The sequence below is a fragment of the Mesorhizobium sp. LCM 4577 genome, from assembly GCF_001854795.2.
Taxonomy (GTDB): domain Bacteria; phylum Pseudomonadota; class Alphaproteobacteria; order Rhizobiales; family Rhizobiaceae; genus Mesorhizobium; species Mesorhizobium plurifarium.
Window position 1 is genome coordinate 324316 of sequence record NZ_MDDU01000035.1, and the last position, 17185, is coordinate 341500.

The following is a 17185-nucleotide window of genomic DNA, read 5'->3' on the forward strand; positions in this document are numbered from 1 at the left end:
GAGAGTGGTTGCGGTCCGTCGGAAATCCGGCCAGAAGCAAGTCGGTCGGTCACACCCGGCCGTAGTGAATTGTGCCTGCAACCAGATACGGAGACTATTCGTTGGCTCGCATCACACTGAGACAATTGCTCGACCATGCCGCCGAACACGGCTACGGCGTGCCTGCTTTCAACATGAACAATATGGAACAGGGGCTCGCCATCATGGAGGCGGCCGAGGAGACCAAGTCGCCGGTCATCCTGCAGGCCAGCCGCGGTGCGCGCGCCTACGCCAATGACGTGGTGCTGGCCAAGCTGATCGACGCTCTGGTCGAGATCCATCCCGACATTCCGGTCTGCATGCATCTCGACCACGGCAACAACGAAGCGACCTGCGTCACCGCGATCCAGTACGGCTTCACCTCGGTGATGATGGACGGCTCGCTGAAGGAGGACGGAAAGTCGCCGGCCGACTATGCCTATAATTCCGGAATCACGCGGCGCGTCGTCGACATGGCGCATTGGGGCGGTGTTTCGGTGGAAGGCGAGATCGGCGTGCTCGGCTCGCTGGAGAGCGGCGGCGGCGAGCAGGAGGACGGTCACGGCGTCGAGGGCGCGATCAGCCACGATCAGTTGCTGACCGATCCGGTACAGGCCGAGCAGTTCGTGCGCGACACGCATGTCGACGCGCTGGCGGTCGCCATGGGCACCAGCCACGGCGCCTACAAATTCTCGCGCAAGCCGGACGGCGCGGTGCTGGCGATGAACGTGATCGAGGAGATCCACCGCCGCCTGCCCAACATGCATCTCGTCATGCACGGCTCGTCCTCGGTGCCGGAGGAGCTGCAGGAGATCATCAACAAATATGGCGGCCAGATGAAGCCGACCTGGGGCGTGCCGGTGGAAGAGATCCAGCGCGGCATCAAGCATGGCGTGCGCAAGATCAACATCGACACCGACAACCGCATGGCGCTGACCGGCGCGATCCGCAAGGTGCTAACGGAGAACCCGTCGGAGTTCGATCCGCGCAAATATCTGACGCCGGCCATGGCTGCGATGAAGAAGCTCTGCAAGGAGCGCTTCGAGCAGTTCGGCACCGCCGGCAATGCGCCGAAGATCAAGCCGATCCCGCTGGCCGACATGGCCAAGCGCTACAAGTCGGGCAGCCTCGACCCGAAATTCGGCTGAGCCGATCACTCCCCGCGACCGGTTCGATCCCCCGGTCGCGGATATCCGCCTTGCCGAAACGCGGCGGAACTTCACGCCGACAAATCGGTTCCTGCTCAGACACCTTCCACACCCATCGAAAGGAAGGAGCAGGTCATGAGCAAGGAGCGCGACGACGAAGGGCCGGTCTTCTCCGGCCAGAATGCCCGGCAGGGCGAGATCATCCTGCGCACGCGCGCTCAGCGCATCATCTTCATCGCGGGGCTGGTGGGCATCGTGGTTCTGGCGCTGGTGGTCAGCCTCGCCGCCCATTGAAGGTGGTTGTCGACCGCGGAAACCCGAGCTTGGGCCAAGGAACCATCACCGGCTCCGCCAGTTGAACGTCGCAGACGAAACTGAGGCGCGGCGACCTTTCAGCGCCCCATCGGGACCATGTTCGAGACGCTTTGCTGCGACATGCCGYTTCACCCGACCTGGCCGGACCTTGTCGGGCGGCTGCTGGTCACACTGCTGGCAGGGTTTCTCATCGGTTTGAATCGCGAGGCGCGCGGCCACTCCGCCGGGCTGCGCACGACCATACTGGTCGGCCTGGCGGCCTGCGTTGCCATGGTCCAGGCCAACATGCTTCTCGATGTCTCCGGCAAAGGGCCGGATTCCTTCGTACGCATGGACGTCATGCGTTTCGCGCTCGGCGTGCTCACCGGCGTCGGCTTCATCGGCGGCGGCGCGATCCTGCGGCGGGGCGATCTCGTCACCGGCGTCACCACCGCCGCCACGATGTGGATCATGACGATGATCGGCCTTGCCTTCGGCGGCGGCCAGTACGGCCTCGGCGCGATTGCGACGGTACTGACTCTGGTCACGCTGCAGGGGTTGAAATGGGTCGACCTCAAGATTTCGCGCGAGCACAAGGCGATGCTTTCGGTCTCATGGCCGAACAGCTCGCCGCCCGACCTCCATGGAATGATACGGACACTCGGCTACGATGCCCGCCTCGTCGRCATCGAGCATGACGCCATCGGCAACCGTTTCGTGTTTTGCTTCCAAATCCGTTGGAAGCAGCCGGATGCGGACCAGCCTTCAACCGACGTGCTGGGCGTGGTCGCCGAGCATTGCACGGTTGAGCGGTTCGAGGTGATCGGCGAAAAGCCCATGTGAGCAGGGTTCACCTGCCTCCTTCCGCGCTGGTGTGGACCGCCGCCGGAGAACAAGCCCAGCACTTCCATACCAGCCTGCTCGCTTTGTTGACCATGCCTCGAGCGGTGTGAACGTCGTTCATTTTTCTCTTGAACGTCGTTCACGATGTGCTATGGTGCGATCGTGAACGCCGTTCAAAGTAATGTATCCGGCCTGAAACAGACCGGCGCCGATCCGGCTTAACGCTGAAACGAAAGGATCATATCGATGCCCGCCGACAGCCAAGCCCGCAAACAGTCTAGTGCCTGGAAGGCCTGGAGACCGGTCGCGGACGACCGATTCCATGCACCAAGAACAAGAAACAAATGGACTGGGTTCGATCGCAGTAACGAAGCTTAACCGCTTCCCGATAAACAAGGCTCAAACCGCGCAAGTGTCCGCTCAGTCCAATCGGATTGCCGGCCGGACTTGCCCAATGGAAATTGCCATGAACACCCATCTGATGATGTCGCGGCGCTTCGCGCCTCTCTTCTGGACGCAATTCCTCTCGGCCTTCAACGACAATTTCCTGAAGAACACGCTGGTGTTCCTCATTCTCTTCACGCTGGCGAAGGATCAGGCCGCGTCGCTGGTGACGCTGGCCGGCGCCATCTTCATGGCCCCCTTCCTGCTGCTTTCGGCGCTGGGCGGCGAGATCGCCGACCGCTTCGACAAGGCGCTCATCGCACGTCGGCTGAAATTCATCGAGATCGCCGCGGCTGCCGTCGCCGTCGCCGGCATCGCGCTGTCCTCGATCCCGGTGCTGATGACGGCGCTCTTGATGTTCGGCATCATCTCGGCGCTGTTCGGACCGATCAAATACGGCATCCTGCCCGATCATCTCGAGCGCAAGGAACTGCCCAAGGCCAATGCCTGGATCGAGTCAGCCACCTTCGCGGCGATCCTCGGCGGCACCATCGCCGGGGGCGTCGTTTCCGCCGACGGCATCGGGGTTGCCGTGTTCGGGCCGATCATGATGGCGCTGGCCGTCGGTTGCTGGTTCGTTAGCCGCTACATTCCTGCCACCGGCTCGGCCGCTCCCAACCTCACCATCGACAAGAACATCTTCCGCTCGACCTGGCGGCAGGTCGCCGACTTGCGCACCGACATGCGCATCTGGCGCGCCGGCCTGATGACCTCCTGGTTCTGGCTGGTCGGCGCCATCGTGCTTTCGATCTTGCCAGCGATGATCAAGGATTCGCTTGGCGGCAACGAGATCGCGGTCACCGCCTATCTTGCGGTCTTCGCCGTCTCCATCGCCATCGGCTCGGCCATCGCCGCCTGGATGTCGCAGGGCCGCATGGTGCTGCTGCCCGCGCCGGTCGGTACCGCGCTGATGGCGCTGTTCGGCCTGCATCTCGCATGGACCATCGGCAGCATGCAGCCTTCGCCGACAGCCGCCAGCCTTTCGTCCTTCTTCGCCGGACCGAACACCATCCGTGTGGCCATCGACCTCGCCGGCATGGCCATTGCCGCCGCATTCCTGGTGGTGCCGACCTTCGCCGCCGTGCAGGCCTGGTCGCCGGAAGCGCGCCGCGCCCGCGTCGTCGCGGCGGTCAGCATCGTCAATGCCGGCTTCATGACTGTCGGCGGCATCCTTGTCGCGGCCATCCAGGCGGCGGGCGTCTCGATCGCGGGCATCCTGTTCGGCCTCGTCGTCGCCAACGCGATTGCCGCCTGGCTGATGCTGAAATTCCTGCCGACAAACCCGTTCCGCGACTTCGTCTCGATCCTGTTCCGCGCCTTCCTGCGGCTGGAGGTCGAAGGGCTCGACAATCTCAAGGCGGCCGGCAAGGCGCCGATCCTGGCGCTCAACCATGTCAGCTTCCTCGACGGCCCGCTGGCGCTGACGCTCACCGACGAGGAGCCGGTCTTCGCCATCGACTACACGATCGCGCAGGCCTGGTGGATGAAGCCGTTCATGAAGCTTGCGCGTGCGCTGCCGCTCAATCCGGCGAAGCCGATGTCGACCCGCACGCTGATCAAGATCGTGCAGGGCGGCGATCCGCTGGTCATCTTCCCGGAAGGCCGCATCACCGTCACCGGCGGCCTCATGAAGGTCTATGACGGCGCCGCCATGGTCGCCGACAAGACCGGCTCGATGGTGGTGCCGGTGCGCATCGAAGGGCTGGAGAAGAGCTACTTCTCGCGGCTCTCCTCGCAGCATGTGCGCCGCCGCTTGTTCCCGAAGGTCAAGGTGACCATCCTGGAACCGGTGAAGCTCGAAGTCGCGCAGGAATTGAAGGGGCGCCAGCGGCGCGCCGCGGCGGGTTCCGCGCTCTATCAGGTGATGTCGGACCTCGTCTTCCGCACCCAGGACATCGGCAAGACGGTGCTTGAGAAGATCATCGAGACGGCCAATGAGCGCGGCTTGAAGGAGCTTGCCGTGCAGGATCCTGTCACGGGTTCGCTGAGCTACGGCAAGTTGCTGACCGCCGCCGCAGTGCTCGGCGAGAAGTTCGAGCATCTCTATGCGGGACAAGAGACGCTGGGGATCATGCTGCCCAACGCCAACGGCTCCTGCGCGACGCTGCTCGGCGTCATGTCGGCCGGCAAGGTGCCGGCGATGATCAACTTCACCGCCGGTGCCGCCAACATCCTGTCGGCCTGCAGGGCCGCCGAGGTGCGCACCGTGCTCACCTCCCGGGCCTTCGTCGAACAAGCAAAGCTCGGGCCGGTGGTGGAGGAGATCGGCCGCTCGGTCGACATCGTCTGGCTCGACGACCTGCGGGCCACGATCGGCCTCAAGGACAAGCTGCTCGGCCTGTTGCGCAAGACGACGCCGCGAGTGGCGCGCAAGGCGGACGATCCGGCAGCGATCCTGTTCACCTCCGGCTCGGAAGGCACGCCCAAGGGCGTGGTGCTCACCCACCGCAACATCCTGGCCAATGCCGCGCAGGCCGCCTCGCGCATCGACTTCCATTCGGGCGACAAGGTGTTCAACGTGCTGCCGATCTTCCACTCCTTCGGYATGACGGCGGGCACGGTGCTGCCGCTGATCTCCGGCGTGCCGGTCTATTTCTACCCCTCGCCGCTGCACTACCGCATCGTGCCGGAACTGATCTACGGGTCGAACGCGACGATCATCTTCGGTACCGATACGTTCCTCTCCGGTTACGCCCGCACGGCGCATCCGTACGACTTCCGCTCGGTGCGCTACTGCTTCGCCGGCGCGGAACCGGTCAAGGCCGCCACGCGCACGACCTATATGGAGAAGTTCGGTCTGCGCATCCTGGAAGGCTATGGCGTGACCGAGACCGCGCCGGTGATCGCCATCAACACGCCGATGTACAACAAATCGGGCAGCGTCGGCAAAATCATGCCCGGCATGGAATATCGCCTCGAGCCGGTCCCCGGCGTCGACGAAGGCGGCCGGCTCTTCGTGCGCGGACCGAACGTCATGGCCGGCTATCTGCGCGCCGAGAATCCGGGCGTCATCGAGCCGCTGGAAAACGGCTGGCACGACACCGGCGACGTCGTCACGGTCGACGACGCCGGCTTCATCTCGATCCGCGGCCGCGCCAAGCGCTTCGCCAAGATCGGCGGCGAGATGGTTTCTCTTGCCGCGGTCGAGGCGCTGGCGGGCGAACTGTGGAAAGGCTCGCTGTCGGCCGTCGCCACGATGCCCGACGCGCGCAAGGGCGAGAAGCTGATCCTGATCACGGAGGCGTCCGGCGCCACCCGCGCCGACTTCCTGGCCTTCGCCAAAGCGAACGGCGCCATGGACCTGATGGTGCCGGCCGAAGTGCGCATCGTGCCGAAAGTGCCGGTGCTCGGTTCCGGCAAGCTCGACTTCGCCGGCGTGACCAGGATGGTGCGCGGCGAGGAAGAACTGAAGGTCAAGGCCGCCTGACCTGAATGTATGAACAGGCCCGCGGCAAGCGCGGGCCTGTTCGCCTCAGCCGGCGGGTCCGGCCGAGATATCAGCTCAGGCCGCGTATCGTGCCATTGCGGGCTGCCTCGACCATTGCGCATACCAGCTGTCGAACAGCTTGAGCTGCTGCTCGGCATAGCCGCGCTGGCTGTCGCTCAAGGCGTCCGTCTCGTTGAAGTGCAGCCTGTATTCGGGGGCACCCTTCAGCACCATCATGTGCTTGAAATAGAGCACGAGGTCCGGACCCTCGTCGAAAGAGGACAGAACGGCCAAAGCCGCGTCCAGTTCCTGCGCCAGCCGGCGCGCTTCGGCGTCGCCCTTCGCCGCGGCCTGGCTGAGGCCCACCAGATGCAGCACTTCCTTGGGCAGCACATTGCCGATGCCGGTGATGGCGCCGGATGCGCCGCAATTGACGAAGCCATGGAAGACGGCGGTGTCGACGCCGATCATCAGCGCAACGTCGTCGTCGCGGCTGGTGATGTTTTCCGCCGCGTAGCGCAGATCTGCCGGGCCGCCAAACTCCTTGAAGCCGACAAGGTTCGGATGTTCGGCGCGCAGCGCGAAGAAGAGGTCGGCGCGCGTGGCAAAGCCGTAATAGGGACTGTTGTAGATGACGGCCGGCAGGTCGGGCGCGGCGGCAAGGATCGCCTTGAAATGATGGCGCTGCGCCGTCACCGACGGCCCGCGCGACAGAACGCGCGGGATCACCATCAGGCCGCGCGCGCCGACCTTTTGCGCATGCGCGGCATGCGCCACGGCGCTGGCGGTGTTGACGGCGCCCGTGCCGACGATCACCGGGACGCCGGCCTTCACCAGGCGCTCGACGCCTTCCATGCGCAGCGCGTCGGTCAAGAGCGGCCAGTCGCCCATGGAGCCGCAATAGACGACGGCCGACATGCCGGCGGCGATCAGCTCGCGTCCCTTGCGCACCAGAGCGTCGAAGTCGGGAAGGCGGTCATCGGTGCAGGGCGTCATCAGCGCCGGCATGCAGCCGGAAAAAACACTGGCGGTCATTTTCGAAGTCTCCTTGAGGCAGGCATGCAGATTGGCCAGTTTGGCCCGACACAGCACCGCTTGCCAAGCGGATAGTCGAGGTCAGATCGCATCTGCCGGGAGGCCGTCGAGGAAAGCCAGGCGATCCGATGAGCTTCACCACCGGCTTCCGGTCCCGCCCAGCCGCGGAGGCGAGCCCTCGCGATCATCGCGGAGGTCGCCGTCCGAACCGGGCGGAGCGGCCGTTTCAGATCATTCGCAATCGCCCTTGTATTCGTATTTCTCGGCGGCGGCCGTGTCGCCGGCCTTGATCGTGACGATCTCGGTCAGCGTCGTCTTGTCGAGCGATCCGCCGCCGATCAGCTTGGCCGCGGCCTCCATCGCCACCTCGCCTTCCTGCTTGGGGTTCTGGGCGATAAGGGCGTGTATGGTCCCGTTCTTGAACGCGTTGACCTCGGCCGTGGCGGCGTCATAGGCCACGACCTTCACCTTGCCCGCCGCACCCGCCTGCTTCAGCCCGGTGATGGCGCCGATGGCACCCTGGTCGTTGGTCGAGAAGACGCCCGCGAGATCGGGGTGGGCCGAGAGCGTCGAGGTGATGATCTCGGCCGCCTTCTGCGGATCGTCGCTCTGATATTGCGGCCCGAGATATTCGATGCCGGGATATTTCTTGAGCCCTTCCTCGAAGCCGGTGGTACGCGCATCCTGGGCGGCGGAACCGGGTGGCTGCGTGATGACGAGGACCTTGCCCTTGCCGCCGAGCAACGTGTTCATCGCGTCGGCGCCAAGCTTGCCGCCCGCCTCATTGTCGGTGAGGATCTGGGTCTGGACGAACGAGCTGTCGCCGATCGTCTGGTCGACGGTGATCACCTTGGTGCCGCGATCGCTCAACTGCTTCATCGGCGCGATCAGCGCCTGCATATCGGTTGGGACGATTGCCGCGACGGCCGGCCCGGTCGCCGTGACGGCGTTCACGACCGGCACCTGCGAATCCGCCGCGAACTGATCGGGCGCCGAGACCGTCAGGTCCAGCCCGAGCTCCTTGGCCTTGGCCTTCGCCCCGCAGGCGAGCGCCTGGTAGAAGGGGCTGCCCTTGACACCCAGCACCAACGCCACCGATTTTTCGGCGGTATTTCCAGGGCTCGCGCAGACCGATGCGGCCAGGGCGGCGGTTGCAAAAAGCAGATATTTCTTCTTCGTCATTTTTATTCTCCTCTGGTTGTTGGAAGGCACTTTTTTCTCAACCGCGTTCTCGCGCGCGGCGTTTGAGCTGGTCGATCCAGACGGCGARGATGAGCACGGCGCCCATCGCCACCGTCTGCCAGAACGGGGGGATGCCGAGGATCACGAAGCCGTTGAGCAATACGATCGGGATGAACACGCCGATCACTGTCCCGGCGATGCTGCCAATGCCGCCAAAGAGGCTGGTGCCGCCAAGGACGACGGCCGAGATCGTGGAAAGATTGTCCATCGCGTGGCCGCCGATCGTGGTCGTGGAGAAACGGGCAATCGACATCATCGCGGCGAGCCCCGCGAGCGCTCCGGACAAGACGTAGATCTGGACGATGCGGGACCTGAGCTTGATGCCGGATCGGCGGGAGGCTTCCGCATTCGAGCCGACGGCGAACACGTGCAGGCCAAAGCGTGTGAGATGCAGGACGATTGCCGCGACAATGGTGACGATGACAGCGATGATCACCAGGACCGGCACGCCGGCGATCGTTCCCGCGCCGATCTCGCTCACCAGCAGTTCCGGGACGGCGCGCACATCGAYGCCGCCGGTCAGGATCTGGGCAAAGCCCAGCGCCATGCCGAGCGAGCCGAGCGTCACGATGAGCGCCGGGATGCGGGCGAAGGCGACGAGGAACCCGTTCAGCGCCCCCCAGCCGGCGCCGCTGACGAGAGCGACGACGAGGCCGGCGCCAATGACACCCCAGCCACCGTCGGTCGTGCCATAGGTGCCGCCGGGCGTGCCCGACAGCCAGAGCATCACCTGCGCGGAGGTCACCGAGGAGAAGACCAGGACCGCCCCCACCGACAGATCGATGCCTGCCGAAGCGATGACAAAGGTCTGGCCTATCGAGAGCACGAGCAGGATGGCCGCGTTCACGGCCAGCATGGTGAGATTGTAGGAAGAGCCGAACTGCTCGGGCCGCATGACCGAGAAGATGACGATCAGGCCAAACAGCAGGAGAAATATCCAGCCTCCGCCGATCAGCCTGCTCAACCGCTCCGCGCCTGTTTCGCGTTCGGTGCCATCGCCGCCCGCGGCTTTAGCGTTGAGCCGGATCATTGAACCACGTCCCCTGCATCGGTGCCGCTGGTCATGGCGGTCACCAGGCTTTCGACGGTCGCCGCCCTGGTTTCGAAGCGGGCGACCCGCTTGCCAAGCCGCAGCACCTCGACCCTGTCCGCGATCTCGAGAACCTGCGGCATGTTGTGGCTGATCAGGACCACGGCGATGCCCTGGTCGCGCACCTGCCGGATGAGGTCGAGGACACGGGCCGTCTGCTGCACGCCAAGTGCTGCGGTCGGCTCGTCCATGAAGATGATCTTGTCTGCCCACAACGCCGCACGTGCGATCGCGACGGACTGACGTTGGCCGCCCGAAAGTGCCGAAACCGGCACGCCCGGCGATCTGAGATGCACGCTGAGCCTTGCGAATTGATCGGCCGCGCGTCGCCGCATTTCGCGCCGGTTGAGAAAACCGAGTTGTCCGAGCAGTCCGGCCCGCATGATCTCGCGGCCGAGGAAGAGATTGTCGGAAGCGGCGAGTTCGGGCGCGAGCGCCAGATCCTGATAGACGGTCGCAATGCCCAGTTGCTGCGCGGTCGACGGACTGTCGAAGGAAACCTCGCGTCCGTCGATGAGGATGCGGCCTTCGTCCGGACGATCGGCGCCCGACAATATCTTGACCAGGGTCGACTTGCCGGCGCCGTTGTCGCCGATGAGGGCGCAGATCTCACCCGGATAGACGGCGAAGTTCGCTCCGTCGAGCGCATGAACGTGCCCGAACCGACGTCGGATGTTTTGCGCCTCGAGGAGCGGGATCGTGCTCACGGCGCCGATTCCGCGGCCAGGCCGATATTGTTGGAGAAGGCGAACCACTCGTTGTAGGCCGCCGCCGTCAGCCGCGACCAATGATCGAAGGCGGCCTCGGCGTCGGGAAAGCGCCAGATCTCGACCGTCTCGAAATCGTGCTGTCCGCGCACATGATAATTGCCGACAAATGCGGCGCCGGCCTTGCCCGAGGCGGCTGACACCTCCGCCCAGGCCTTCCTTCGCGCCGCCTGCTCGGCTTCGCTCAGCCCGTACCAATGCGGGCGAGGCCGCGCATAGTGGATCCAGATGCTTTCCGTCATGATATTCCTCCTGGGGCGCCGGCAAGCAGCTCGGTGAGCGGACGCCGCCGCCCGAGCAAATGCCTGGACGTCGTGAACTTGAAATCGGCCGCGCGCTCATGACCGCGGATCGCGGCGTCGACGGTTTCGGGGCGATCGGATTCCCAGACGCCGAGATGATGCCAGGAACTGGCCCAGTCCAGGCGGTGGCGCCCGGCGATGTTGACGTTGAAGGAGAGATCGCCCTGGAACGCGACATCGCATTCGGCGTCATAGTCGCGGCGGGTTTCGGCGGATGCCGCCGCCCAGGCGTCGTTCCATTCCCAGAGCGCGAAGAAACCCCATTTGCGGTCGATCGCCGGTCCGATCCCGTTCACGGCGGCGAACTCCCGCGGGCCGACCAGCCATTGCGTGGCAAAGCGCCGAGACCATCCGGCGCTCTCCAGCCGCACCGTGCCCCGCAGCGCCGCAGAGATCGTCGGCGCCTCGAACACGCCGACGACATCGGCGTCATGGGCGAAACCGGTCTCGAACGCGGTAGGCGCGGTCTTCTCGGACGGGTCGACCATGGCCCGCAGCGAGAGGAGCCATCCCTCGGCCTCCAATTCGCCAAGCACCGCGCCTATGGCGGCAAGGTGCCCTGCATCGAAAACGCCAGGCAGCCTTGGCTGGGATTTGGCGATGAACAGCACGACGCAGCGCTCGCTGGCCGCCGCCGAAAAGACGTCGGTCGCTTTGGTAAGCAGGGTCATCCGCCGCTCCTCAGCCGCGAGACGGCGGCGACCAGTCGCTCGACGCGGGCCGGATCGACAGGGTTCCACCAGACCCCGTCGCGCTTCAGCCACTGGCCAATGATGGCGCCGTCGGCAACCTCGAAGAGGCTCGGAACCTGATCCGGGTTGAGACCGGATCCGACAATGACGGGCAGCGTCGTGCCGCTCCTCACCTCCTGGACCTCGCGCGGCTCGGTCGGAGACCCGGTGCGCGTGCCGGTGGCGATGAGAACGTCGGCGTCGAACCATTCGGCGTCGGTCGCTTGTTCAGGAATGCTGCGATCGGCCGTGATCGCGTGCGCGCCGAATTTGACATGGACATCCGCGAAGATGCGGACATCGGTCGCGCCGATTGCCGAGCGGTAGCGCATCGCCTCCGGCGCCGGGCCGTTCAGGAAACCCTCATTGGCGACATAGGCGTTGACCCACTGGTTTGCCCTGACCCAGCGGGCGCCGACCGCCTTGGCGACCGCGAGCGCCGGAACCACGCCGTTGGCGACGCAGGTGATGCCGATCGGCGTGTCGACGGCGCCTCTTACCTCCAGGCACGCGGCCGTCAGGGCGGCCACGGTCTCGGGACCGATGTTTTCGGGCCTGCGAAACGGCATGTCGCTGGCATTCTCGATGATGATGCCGTCGATCCCGCCCGCCGACAGGGTGCGCGCGTCGGCGACAGCGGCGGCATAGATGTCGCGCATCGGCTGACCCTGATAACGGGGCGCGCCCGGCAGGGCCTGCAGATGGATGACGCCGATGATCGGCTTCCTGACCTGGAACAATTCTTCCAGGGCATTGATCTTGGGGGGGAGGACTTGCGTCGCTTTCATTGCTGGCTCTCTGTTGCGTCGTCCGGCGGTCGTCAGGCCTGGATTATCAGGCCGGGCAGATCCTGCCGTCTGGGATAGGATGATTGCGATCCGAGCCGGGCGCAGCTCAGCGTGGCCGCGGCGACGGCAGTCTCAAGCGCTGCTTCGGGCGCCGTGCCGCGCAATCGTTCGGCGATGAACCAGCCGGCCAGGCAGTCGCCGGCGCCGGTGGTGTCGACGACAGGGCCTCGCGGCGCCGCGATATCCAGATGCCCTTCCGCCCGATGCAGCGTCGCGCCGTCGGCGCCTCGTGTCTGAACGACCGTCTTGGCGCCCATCGCCAGCAAGCGCTCGATCGAATTGCCGCCGATGGCGGCCATGGAACGGCCATTGCAAAAGACAACCGCGGCACCGGCGATGAAATCGCGCATGAGATCTATCCCGTCGGGAAAGGTGGAAGGCTCCAGGTCGAGCGACCAGGGCAGCGCCCGCGCCCGGCAGCGGTCGATCAGCGCGGCGGCGGCGGAGCGGTCGTAGACGGCGGTATGGATCCAACCGGTGTCGTCAAGCGAAAGCGCCTCGATCTGCAGCCGTTGCGGGTACATCGAGACGCCGGGATAAAGCAGCAGGCGTTTCTCGCCATGAGGCTCCAGCAGGACGACAACCCGGCAAGTCATGCCGGGATAGACATGCCATGCGATTTCGGCGCCGGTCGTCTCCAACTGATCGACCAGCGCCCGCCCGACGACATCGTCGCCGACGCCGACGGCAAGCCGAACCGGAGTCCCAGCCAGGGCGCAAGCCACCGCCGCATTGGCGGCCACGCCGCCGGGCGATTCGATCGCCGTGGCCGCGTGCACTTTCTCATCGGGCTCCGGTATGTGCGACACGGTCATCGTCAGGTCGAAACTGACATCGCCGACGAACAGCGCGGCTCGACCCGTCATTGCCGCACCAGATCGACGCGGAAACGGTAGCGGTCGGCGCGATAGTGCATGACCGCGTATTCGATGGGCGCGCCGTCGGCTGCATGCGACCGCCTCCGGGCAACCAGCAGCGGCGCGCCGACGGCAATGTCCAGGCTCTCGGCGAGTTTCCTCGTCGCTGTCGCCGCCTCGATCAGCTCCTGCCCGCCGGCGATCCTGGCGCCGTGGTTGCGCTCGAGCCAGGTGTAGAGCGATCCGACGTCGAGGTCCCTGCTGCTCGGCGTATGCGAATTGAGCACCGCCGGCGATATCCAGGATTCCGACATCCCTATCGGCCAACCGTCGGCCTTGAGYAGACGATCGATGCGGAAGGCGCGGGTCTTGCGGTCTATGCCGAGCGCCTCGGCCACTTCCGCCGTGGGCAGGGCATAGTCGGCGCTTCGCGTCACATAGGATGGCTGCAAGCCCCGGCGAAGCATGTCTTCGGAGAAGCTCGACAGCAGATTAAGCGGCTGCTCGACCCGCGACGTCAGCACGATCGATCCCTTGCCGGAGCGGCGGCTGATCAACCCCTCCTGCTCGAGACGGTCGAGCGAGGCGCGCGCCGTCGTCCGGCTCACGCCGAAGCGCTCGTTCAACCGCGCTTCCGACGGCAAGGCATCGCCGGGCCTGAACTCGCCGCGCTCGATCGCCGCGCGCAGCCGGTCCGCGATTTGGAACCAGAGCGGCAAAGGCCCCTGGTCGAGATCGTTCATGTCCCACGTCATGGACACATCGTACGAACGTCATGACATTTGAGTCGAGTCTTTTTTCGGCCCCCGCTCAAGAATCCGTAAAACGGGCAGGCAAATCGGGTTGCGGCGGCCGGGACCAACAAGGCAGCCGGAGCGTTTCCGCCAACGACAGGAGTGCCTCGAAGCGAGCCGCGCAAGCGGCCGCCTGTTTAAGTCGTGTGGACGTGCAAAGTCAGGCGCTGGCGCTTCACCCCAGCGAAATCCACGCCGTCTTGAGGTCGGTGTATTTCTCGATGGCGTGGAGGGACTTGTCGCGGCCGAAGCCGGACTGCTTGAAGCCGCCGAGCGGCACGGTGACGTCGGCGCCGCCGTAGGTGTTGACGTGGACGACGCCGGCATTGATGGCGCGCACCATACGGTGGGCGGTCGACAGGTTCGAGGTCCATACGGCCGAGGCGAGCCCATAGACGGTCGCGTTGGCGAGCCGCACCGCCTCCTCCTCCGTCTCGAAGCGCATGACACCGAGCACCGGCCCGAACACCTCCTCGCGGGCGAGCTGCATCGTCTCAGTCACGTTCTCGAAGATCGTCGGCGCCATGTAGCTGCCGCCGGTCCCGGCCAGGATGCGTTCGCCGCCGGTGACGAGACGGGCGCCCTCCTCCACGGCCTTGGCGACGAAGCCGAGATTCTTGGTCAGCTGCTCGGCGCTCGACACCGCGCCGATATCGCTGCCAAGGTCGAGCGGGTCGCCGACCTTCAGCTTGGTGGTTGCCTTGAGGAGCTCGTCCATGAAGCGGTCATAGACCGAGGCCTGGACCAGCAGCCGCGAGCCGGCGACGCAGACCTGTCCGGAATTGCGGAAGATGCCGTTGGCCGAAACGACCGCCGCCTGCTTCAAATCAGGCGCATCGGCAAAGACGATGTTGGGCGACTTGCCGCCAAGCTCGAGGAACACGCGTTTGAGGTTGGAGCGCGCGGCATATTCGAGCAGGCGGCGACCGACCGGGCCGGAGCCGGTGAAGGCGATCGCGTCGACATCCATATGCAGGCCGAGCGCCTCGCCGGCGACCGAGCCGCGCCCGGTGACGACATTGAAGACGCCTTCCGGCAAGCCGGCCTCGACGGCCAGTTCCGCCAGCCGCAGCAAAGTGAGCGAGGCGATCTCCGGCGGCTTGACGACGATGGAATTGCCGGCGGCCAAGGCCGGCGCGATCTTCCAGGCGCCGATCATCAGCGGGAAGTTCCACGGCACGATGACGCCGACGACGCCGAGCGGTTCCTTGTGGATGAGGCCGAGCACGTTGTCGGCCGTCGGCGCGATCTCGCCATATACCTTGTCGATCGCCTCGGCATAGTAGCGGATGGTGCCGGCGGCAGACAGCGGCTCGGCCTTGTAGGCCATGCCGATTTCGGTGCCGTTGTCGCGCACGCCGAGCACGGCCAGTTCCAGCGCGTGCTTTTCGACCAACTCGGCAAATTTCGTAAGCACCTTCTTGCGCAAGGCGGGCGCCGCACGCGACCAGGAGCCCTTGGCGAAGGCCTTGCGCGCCGAGGCTACGGCGCGGTCGACGTCGGCGACGCCGCCATCGGCGATGCGGGCGAAGGGGCGGCCGTCGATCGGCGAGATCACCTCAAGGCTGGCGCCGCTCTGCGCATCCACCGGGGCTCCATCGATGAACAGACGCCGCGCGCCGACCTCCGTTTTGCGCAGCGTGTCGATGGTGTCCTGGTTGATCATTACGAGTTTGCTCCTAAGGCAATTTGAAGGGGCGGCACGAGCGCCGCCCCTTGTTTATTGTTCCTCAATCCTTCAGCGGCTGGCCGAGCCGTTCGAAGGCCGCCGGATCCCTGCCCCGCAAGGCGCCTGCCAGCAGCACGCCGACCACGGCGGCGATCAATACCAACGCCGGCAGGAACACGCCGAGGAAGCCGCCCGCGCCCGACAGGCTGCCGAAGTTGATGACGATGAGGTAGATGATGACGGCGAAAGCGATGAAGGTCAGCGCCGGCAGGATCGTGGTCTTCAGCCCATTCTCCTGATTGGACGGATTGGCGCGGAAGTACATCACCACGGCCAGCGAGGCCACCGCCATCATCACGATGACGCCAAGCGTGGCGACGTTGGTGAGCCACGAAAACAGCGCCAGCACCGGATCAAGGCCGAGCACGGCGAAAAGCCCCACGACGACCGCCGCGAGCACGCTCTGGATGACCGAAGCGACATGCGGGCTCTGATGYGCCGAATGCGTGACCCCGATCGTCTGCGGCAGAAGCTTCTCGCGGCCGGCGACATAGATGTAACGGGCGACCGCGTTGTGGAACGCCAGCACGCCTGCGAACAGGCTCGAGACGAACAGGATGCTCATGGCGTGGGTGAGCAGCGTTCCGGCGTAACGGTCGGAGAGGCCGAACAGGAAAGTGGTCGGATCCTGCAGCGCCTGCAGCGACGGCACCAGCTTGTCAACGCCGGCGCCGACCGCCATCAGCCAGGCGGTGACCATGTAGAACAGGCCGATCAGGATGACGGAGAAATAGGTGGCGCGCGGAATGGTCACCTTGGGGTCGCGCGCCTCCTCGGCATAGATCGTCGTCGCCTCGAAGCCGATGAAGGCGGCGAAGCAGAACAGGATGGCGATCGCCGGCGCGCCGCTGGTGATCTGGCTCCAGCTGAAGGGCGCGGCCGACAGGCCGCTGTCGCCGCCGGTCTTGAGGATGGTGAGGTCGAGGATCAGCACGACGACATATTCGGCAAGCACCAGCACCGTCAGGATCTTGGCCGAGAGGTCGACCTGGCGGTAACCGAGCACGGCGACGATGGCGATGGCGATGAAGCTCCACACCCACCAGGGCAGATTGATGCCCCAGCCGGCGAAAAGGCCGGCGGTGGCGGCGCCCAGCAGGCCCATGACGCCGATCTGCATGGCGTTGTAGGAGAGGATGGCGATCAGCGCGACGGCGCCGCCGGCGAGGCCGCCAAGGCCGCGCGCGGCATAGGCGTAGAAGGCGCCGGCATTGCCGATGTGGCGCGACATGGCGACATAGCCGACCGCGAACAGGAGCAGCAAAAGCGTCACGATCAGATAGGTGCCGGCAAAGCCGGCGCCGTTACCCATCAGCATGCCGAGCGGCGTGCCGCCGGCGACGGCCGTGAGCGGCGCAGCGGCCGAGATCACCATGAAGGTGATGGCGCCGACGCCAAGGCTGTTCTTCCTCAGCCGGTTCAGTTCACCGGCTTCAAGTGTGGTCATTTTTCCCTCCATTCCGCGCTGCGGAAACCAAGTGTCCCTGAGATGCCGAGGGCCTTCTGAGAGGGCCGATATGCATTTCATTATCTGCAACGGCATTTCGATATTAGACTTGCAAAGGAATCGACTTGCTGTCAAGTTAATTCGCACGTTAAGTATCTGAGGGAGACGC

The 17185-nt window shown here is 65.3% G+C and carries 15 protein-coding genes; 4 read left to right on the forward strand and 11 right to left on the reverse strand.

Annotated features, from left to right (window positions below; translation table 11 throughout):
• The first annotated feature begins 101 nt into the window (after nucleotides 1–101).
• From fba to LCM4577_RS26415, 4 genes are all read left to right on the forward strand, one after another.
• Nucleotides 102–1166 carry a class II fructose-bisphosphate aldolase gene (gene fba / locus LCM4577_RS26400; RefSeq protein ID WP_041005077.1) on the forward strand — a complete coding sequence of 355 codons (1065 nt, stop codon included), beginning with the start codon at nucleotides 102–104 and terminating at the stop codon, nucleotides 1164–1166.
• Between the two features lie 135 nt (nucleotides 1167–1301).
• The gene (locus tag LCM4577_RS26405; protein ID WP_041009007.1) at nucleotides 1302–1460 is read left to right on the forward strand and encodes a hypothetical protein; all 159 of its coding nucleotides are present in this window, start codon (nucleotides 1302–1304) and stop codon (nucleotides 1458–1460) included.
• A gap of 117 nt (nucleotides 1461–1577) precedes the next feature.
• Nucleotides 1578–2303: an MgtC/SapB family protein gene (locus tag LCM4577_RS26410; RefSeq protein WP_071074113.1), complete on the forward strand. Its 726-nt coding sequence runs from the start codon at nucleotides 1578–1580 to the stop codon at nucleotides 2301–2303.
• A gap of 466 nt (nucleotides 2304–2769) precedes the next feature.
• Nucleotides 2770–6174, forward strand: a complete 3405-nt coding sequence (locus LCM4577_RS26415; RefSeq protein ID WP_071074114.1) for an acyl-[ACP]--phospholipid O-acyltransferase — start codon at nucleotides 2770–2772, stop codon at nucleotides 6172–6174.
• 75 nt (nucleotides 6175–6249) lie between these two features.
• Here LCM4577_RS26415 and LCM4577_RS26420 read toward each other — a convergent pair whose 3' ends face one another.
• The 11 genes from LCM4577_RS26420 to LCM4577_RS26470 form a co-directional block, all read right to left on the reverse strand.
• On the reverse strand, nucleotides 6250–7209 hold the full coding sequence (locus LCM4577_RS26420) for a dihydrodipicolinate synthase family protein (RefSeq protein ID WP_041009134.1): 960 nt from the start codon (nucleotides 7207–7209) through the stop codon (nucleotides 6250–6252).
• A 231-nt stretch (nucleotides 7210–7440) separates the two neighbouring features.
• The gene (locus tag LCM4577_RS26425; RefSeq protein WP_071035370.1) at nucleotides 7441–8391 is read right to left on the reverse strand and encodes an ABC transporter substrate-binding protein; all 951 of its coding nucleotides are present in this window, start codon (nucleotides 8389–8391) and stop codon (nucleotides 7441–7443) included.
• A 37-nt stretch (nucleotides 8392–8428) separates the two neighbouring features.
• The gene (locus tag LCM4577_RS26430; RefSeq protein ID WP_083354860.1) at nucleotides 8429–9481 is read right to left on the reverse strand and encodes an ABC transporter permease; all 1053 of its coding nucleotides are present in this window, start codon (nucleotides 9479–9481) and stop codon (nucleotides 8429–8431) included.
• On the reverse strand, nucleotides 9478–10248 hold the full coding sequence (locus LCM4577_RS26435; RefSeq protein WP_071074115.1) for an ATP-binding cassette domain-containing protein: 771 nt from the start codon (nucleotides 10246–10248) through the stop codon (nucleotides 9478–9480). Before LCM4577_RS26435 ends, LCM4577_RS26430 begins: the two co-directional genes overlap by 4 nt.
• Nucleotides 10245–10550: a hypothetical protein gene (locus LCM4577_RS26440; RefSeq protein ID WP_071074116.1), complete on the reverse strand. Its 306-nt coding sequence runs from the start codon at nucleotides 10548–10550 to the stop codon at nucleotides 10245–10247. The genes LCM4577_RS26435 and LCM4577_RS26440 overlap by 4 nt, the downstream gene beginning before the upstream one ends.
• Nucleotides 10547–11281 carry a hypothetical protein gene (locus LCM4577_RS26445; protein ID WP_071074117.1) on the reverse strand — a complete coding sequence of 245 codons (735 nt, stop codon included), beginning with the start codon at nucleotides 11279–11281 and terminating at the stop codon, nucleotides 10547–10549. The genes LCM4577_RS26440 and LCM4577_RS26445 overlap by 4 nt, the downstream gene beginning before the upstream one ends.
• Entirely contained in the window at nucleotides 11278–12129 is an 852-nt protein-coding gene (locus LCM4577_RS26450; protein ID WP_071074118.1) for a BtpA/SgcQ family protein, read from the reverse strand. Before LCM4577_RS26450 ends, LCM4577_RS26445 begins: the two co-directional genes overlap by 4 nt.
• Nucleotides 12130–12161: 32 nt before the next feature.
• Entirely contained in the window at nucleotides 12162–13055 is an 894-nt protein-coding gene (locus LCM4577_RS26455; RefSeq protein ID WP_071035365.1) for a carbohydrate kinase family protein, read from the reverse strand.
• The gene (locus LCM4577_RS26460) at nucleotides 13052–13801 is read right to left on the reverse strand and encodes a GntR family transcriptional regulator (RefSeq protein WP_083354861.1); all 750 of its coding nucleotides are present in this window, start codon (nucleotides 13799–13801) and stop codon (nucleotides 13052–13054) included. The genes LCM4577_RS26455 and LCM4577_RS26460 overlap by 4 nt, the downstream gene beginning before the upstream one ends.
• A 214-nt stretch (nucleotides 13802–14015) precedes the next feature.
• A complete protein-coding gene (locus LCM4577_RS26465) occupies nucleotides 14016–15506 on the reverse strand; it encodes an aldehyde dehydrogenase (protein WP_071035363.1) in 1491 nt (496 codons plus the stop codon).
• Nucleotides 15507–15570: 64 nt separating this feature from the next.
• Nucleotides 15571–17028, reverse strand: a complete 1458-nt coding sequence (locus LCM4577_RS26470; protein WP_198540318.1) for an APC family permease — start codon at nucleotides 17026–17028, stop codon at nucleotides 15571–15573.
• Between the last annotated feature and the right edge of the window lie 157 nt (nucleotides 17029–17185).